4 protein-coding genes and 1 pseudogene are annotated in these 5,055 nt (G+C 71.9%); all 5 read left to right on the top strand.

The genetic code is table 11. The annotated features are described in order from the left end of the window. Positions 1-872, top strand: a pseudogene (locus JWR86_RS05400) (cytochrome C oxidase Cbb3); the annotation flags it as partial. An 11-nt stretch (positions 873-883) separates the two neighbouring features. After that, positions 884-1,693 (top strand): cobalamin-binding protein, encoded by an 810-nt coding sequence (locus JWR86_RS05395; RefSeq protein ID WP_299561816.1) that lies wholly within the window; start codon positions 884-886, stop codon positions 1,691-1,693. A gap of 26 nt (positions 1,694-1,719) precedes the next feature. Continuing rightward, positions 1,720-2,883, top strand: coding sequence for an acyl-CoA dehydrogenase family protein (locus tag JWR86_RS05390; protein ID WP_299561813.1), 1,164 nt, complete (start codon positions 1,720-1,722; stop codon positions 2,881-2,883). Between the two features lie 29 nt (positions 2,884-2,912). Further along, positions 2,913-3,776, top strand: a complete 864-nt coding sequence (gene prmC / locus JWR86_RS05385; protein WP_299561810.1) for a peptide chain release factor N(5)-glutamine methyltransferase — start codon at positions 2,913-2,915, stop codon at positions 3,774-3,776. 249 nt (positions 3,777-4,025) lie between these two features. Further along, positions 4,026-5,055: DUF4167 domain-containing protein (locus JWR86_RS05380; RefSeq protein ID WP_299561807.1), on the top strand; the 1,030-nt coding region annotated here is incomplete at its 3' end.

Below are 5,055 nucleotides of genomic sequence, written 5' to 3'. Positions count from 1 at the left end.
GCTTCCACCCGCGCGACGGCCGCAAGCCGTCCGAGATCCTGTGGACGGCCGACCCGACCCAGGGCTCGCCGGGGGTGTTGCGCCTCGCCGTTCTGCCGAGCTTCCCGGCCGCCACGTACCTGACCACCAACAGCCTGGTCATGATCCGGCCGGGCGAGCCCATCTACCGCCTGAGTGACGGGCTCTCGGCCTTCCAGAACACGCTGCGGCCGCCCGCCCCGCCTCTGCCGCCGCCGGCCGTGCTGGAACGGGGCCGGGCGGTGTTCGACCGGGCCGGCTGCCTCGCCTGCCATTCCGGGCCAGCCCTCGCCTCGAACCGGGTCTGGCCCGCCTCGGTGATCGGATCCGAGCCGACCCGCGCCCGCGCCTTCCAGCGCATGGCGGCCGGCATCGGCAGGCCGCAGCTGTTCCGGCCCGACCTCGTCGCCCCTCCGGCGGTGGACGCGCCGCTGCTGCCGGTGCCGATCCCGGACGAGGGGCAGCTCAAGCTCGCCTGGGGCCACAACCGGACGGGCGGCGGGTACAAGGTCATGCACCTGCAGGGGCTGCGCTGGAGCGCGCCCTACCTGCATGACGGCGGCGTCGCGATCGGCCCCGATCCCGAGCGCCGCCCCGGGGTCGCCGCAACGAGCCTTGCCGGCATCGCACCCGATCCGGCGAACAGCTTGCGGGCGCTCGTGGACAGGACCTGGCGCGCCCGCGCGGTTGCGGCGAACGCCGATTCGGCCGCCGCGCGGCTCGCCCGCGTGACCGGCGAGGGCCACGCCTATTGGGCCGACGGCGAGGCCGGCTTTTCGGAGGAGGACCGGGACGCGCTCGTCGCCTTTCTGCTGGCGGTCGACCGGCCGCGGCCCGGGCGCGCCGGTCCCTGAGCCGAGAGCCCATGCGCAGATTCCCGCCCGAACGCATCGTCTGCCTCACGGAGGAGACGGTGGAGACGTTGTATCTGCTCGGCGAGGAGGGCCGCATCGTCGGCGTGTCCGGCTATGCCGTGCGGCCCCCGCGGGTGCGGCGGGAGAAGCCACGCGTCTCGGCCTTCATCTCGGCCGACCTGCCGAAGATCCTGGCGCTCGAGCCGGATCTCGTTCTCGCCTTCTCCGACCTCCAGGCCGAAATCTGCCGCGACCTGATCCGTGCTGGCATCGCGGTGCACGCCTTCAATCACCGCGACATCGCCGGCATCCTGGCCATGGTCAGGCTCGTGGCCGCACTGGTCGGCCGCGACGAGGCCGGCTGCGCCCTCGCGCGGGAACTCGAGGACAGGGTGGAGGCGGCGCGGCGCACCGCGGCGAGCCTGCCGCTACGGCCGCGCGTCTATTTCGAGGAGTGGGACGAGCCCATGATCTCGGCCATCGGCTGGGTGTCGGAGCTGGTCGAGGCTGCGGGCGGGCAGGACGTCTTCGTCGACCGTTCCCGGGCGCCCGATGCGAAAGGCCGCTTTGTGACGGGTGAGGAGGTGATCGCCGCGGCGCCGGACATCATTGTCGGCTCGTGGTGCGGCAAGCGCTTCGTGCCCGGCCGGGTCGCCGCGCGGCCGGGATTCGCCGCCGTTCCGGCCGTCCGCTTCGGACGGCTGCACGAGATCAAGGCCCCCCTGATCCTTCAGCCCGGGCCCGCCGCCTTGACGGACGGATTGACGGCGTTGCAAGCGGTCATTGCCGGCGCGGCCCGCGCCATGGCGGAGGCGGGCTGATCGGCCCTTCCGCGAGCGACATGGCCATGCACACTTCTGAACCCGACGCGCTGGACAGCATCCGCGAGGAGGTGCGCAAACTCTGCGCCCGCTTCCCGGGCGAGTATTGGCGCCGGCTCGACCAGGTGCGCGGCTATCCGACCGAATTCGTCACGGCACTGACCGAGGCCGGCTACCTGTCCGTGCTGATCCCCGAGGAATACGGCGGGTCGGGGCTCGGCCTTTCGGCGGCCGCCGCCATCCTGGAAACGATCCAGGAGGAGGGCTGCAACGGCGCCGCCTGCCACGCCCAGATGTACATCATGGGCACCATCCTGCGGCACGGCTCGACCCGTCAGAAGGAACTCTACCTGCCCAAGATCGCCTCCGGCGAGCTCCGGTTGCAGGCGTTCGGCGTGACCGAGCCGACCAGCGGCACCGACACCACCTCGCTCAAGACGACAGCCGTGCGGGACGGCGACCATTACGTCGTCAACGGCCAGAAGGTCTGGACCAGCCGGTCCGAACATTCGGACCTCATGCTCCTGCTCGCCCGCACCACCCCGAAGGACGAGGTGAAGCGCAAGACTGAGGGGCTCTCGACCTTCATCGTGGACATGCGCGAGGCGGTCGGCCGCGGCCTGACCATCCGACCGATCCGCACGATGATGAACCACAATTCCTGCGAGATCTTCTTCGACGATCTGCGCGTGCCGGCCGAAAACCTGCTCGGCGAGGAGGGCAGGGGCTTCCGCTACATTCTGGACGGCATGAACGCCGAACGTCTGCTGATTGCCGCCGAATGCGTCGGCGACGCGAAGTGGTTCACCCGCAAGTCTGTCGAATACGCCAAGAACCGCGTCGTGTTCGGCCGCCCCATCGGCCAGAATCAGGGTGTCCAGTTTCCGATCGCCCGCGCCTACGCCCAGATGCGGGCGGCCGAACTGATGGTGCGCGAAGGGTGCCGCCGCTTCGAGGCGGGCGAAACCCCGGGCGAGGAGGCGAACATGGCCAAGATGCTGGCAGCCGAGGCGTCCTGGGCGGCCGGCGAGGCCTGCATCCAGACGCATGGCGGCTTCGGCTTCGCGGAGGAATACGACGTCGAGCGCAAGTTCCGGGAAACCCGGCTCTACCAGGTGGCCCCGATCTCGACCAACCTCATCCTGTCCTACGTGGCCGAGCACGTGCTCGGGCTGCCGCGCAGCTATTGAGCGCGGCGACCCGGCGCGCGGAGCCCCAGATGCTGTCGCCGCAGACCAGCCGCGGCGAGGCTTTGGCCACCCTCCGGCGCGTCCTGGGCCAGGCCGGCATCGAGGCCGGTGCGGCCGAGAGCCGGCTGCTTCTCGCCAGCGCGCTCGGCCTGACCGGTGTCGAACTGCTGGCGCGCCCCGAAGAGCCGCTCGGGGCCAGCGGTGCGGCCGAGCTGTCCGGCTACCTCGCGCGGCGCCTCGCCCGCGAGCCGGTCGGCCGCATTCTGGGTCGGCGCGAGTTTTGGGGCATGCTCTTCCATCTGTCGGCGGAGACGCTGGAGCCGCGGCCCGACACGGAGGCCGTGGTGGAGGCCGCACTGGCCGCCTGTCCCGATCGGACCGGGCAAGTGCGCATCCTCGATCTCGGTACGGGCAGCGGCTGCATCCTGGTCGCGCTTCTGGCGGAGCGGCCTCAGGCCCGCGGGGTCGGGCTCGACCGGTCTCTCGGTGCGCTCCGAACCGCGTCCGGCAACGCCCGCCGCAACGGCGTCGCCGAGCGCGCGCTGTTCGTGAACGGCGACTGGGCGGCGGCGGTCTCCGGCCCCTTCGACCTCGTGGTTGCGAACCCGCCCTATATTCCGGGCCCGGACATCGCCGGGCTGGAGCCGGAGGTGGCCGGCCACGATCCCGTGGCCGCGCTCGACGGGGGACCCGACGGCCTCGCCGCCTACAGGGCGATCCTGCCCGATCTGCCCCGCCTCCTTGCCCCGGATGGGGCGGCCGTGCTGGAAGTCGGCTACGATCAGGCTGCGGCCGTGGCTGCGCTGGCGACGCATAGCGGCCTGCGGGTCGACCGGACCGTGCCGGACCTCGGCGGCCGCAACCGGGCCGTGCTGCTTCGGCCGCCGGTGTGAACGGGGGTCAAAACGTCGCCAATCTGTGTGGCACGCGTAGAAAGCGCTTGTTGGCGGGGCGGCGACAAGCTAACCTGCAACCAGTCAACTAGAATGTCCGAGATAGGCGCGGCGCACGGGACGGTGCACGACGCGCGGGGGACTTGAGAGGGCCTGGCCGAGGGACGTGGCGTCCGGCGAGGTCAAACGAACCCGACACTGACGGGCGGTCGAGGCGGCGGAGCCTTGAATCTGCGCTGAGGTGGCAGGATGGCGCGCGGCGGCTGGGCCGGTCCGCGCGAGGGCTCGCTTGCGAGAGCAACCAGCGAAGGTCTGAACGAATCCATGAGACCAGGACAGAACAGGCGGCTGCGCGGCCGAACCCGTAACAAGGGACCGAACCCGCTCACCCGGACCTACGAGTCGAACGGGCCCGACGTGAAGATCAGGGGGACCGCGCAGCATGTCGCCGACAAATACGCCCAGTTGGCGCGCGATGCGCAGGCGAGCGGCGATCCTGTATCCGCTGAGAACTACTTCCAGCACGCCGAACACTACTACCGTATGATCGCGACGGCGCAGGAGCAGTTCCGTCAGCAATACGGCACTCAGGCGCGCCCGTTCGACGAGGAGGGCGGCGAGGACGGAGACGACGAGGGCGCGATGGGCGGCTTCGGCGGCCAGCCCGGCGACGAGTTCGGGGAGGCGCCGCCCTACCAGGCCGGCGGCTTCAACGGCGGCGGTCAGGCAGAGCGCAACGGCCAGGCGCCGCGCTTTGACCGCAATGAACGCCCGGCTCGCCCGGCGCGCTTCGACCGCAACGACCGGTTCGACCGCCAGGGTGGCGGCCAGGACCGGGGCTATGACCGCGCCAGCGGGCCCGACCGGGCACAGGGCCCCGACCGGTTCGGCGGCCAGGATCGCGGCCAAGATCGCGGCCAGGATCGCAGCCAGGATCGCGGTGGCCAGGATCGCGGGCAGGACCGTGGCGGTCACGACCGCGGCGGGCCCGATCGCGGCTACGACCGGCAGGCTGGTCAAGATCGCGCCCCGGGCGCCGAGCGGTTCGACCGGGGGCAGGGCGGAGACAGGCTCGACCGCGCCAACGGCGAGCGTCCCGCCGACCGCCCCGAGCGTCCCGCGGACCGCCCCGAGCGTCCCAACGGTGAGCGCTACGACCGGCCGCCCGAGCGGCGTGAGCGCTTTCCGCGCGAAGCCCGGCCCGAGCGGGAGGCTCGGCCCGAGCGGGAGGCTCGGCCCGAGCGCGAGCCCCGCGCCGAGCGCGAGCCCCGGCCCGACC

The sequence above is a fragment of the Enterovirga sp. genome (assembly GCF_028290205.1).
Taxonomy (GTDB): Bacteria; Pseudomonadota; Alphaproteobacteria; order Rhizobiales; family Beijerinckiaceae; genus Enterovirga.
Note: the sequence above shows the minus strand (reverse complement) of the source record. Positions and strands in the feature narration are given on the sequence as shown.

What these genes read in the sequence shown, in the direction of transcription:
- JWR86_RS05390 (WP_299561813.1), top strand. Translation starts at nt 1,720, where the DNA reads ATGCACACTTCTGAACCCGACGCGCTGGACAGCATCCGCGAGGAGGTG.
- JWR86_RS05395 (WP_299561816.1), top strand. Translation starts at nt 884, where the DNA reads ATGCGCAGATTCCCGCCCGAACGCATCGTCTGCCTCACGGAGGAGACG.
- prmC (WP_299561810.1), top strand. Translation starts at nt 2,913, where the DNA reads ATGCTGTCGCCGCAGACCAGCCGCGGCGAGGCTTTGGCCACCCTCCGG.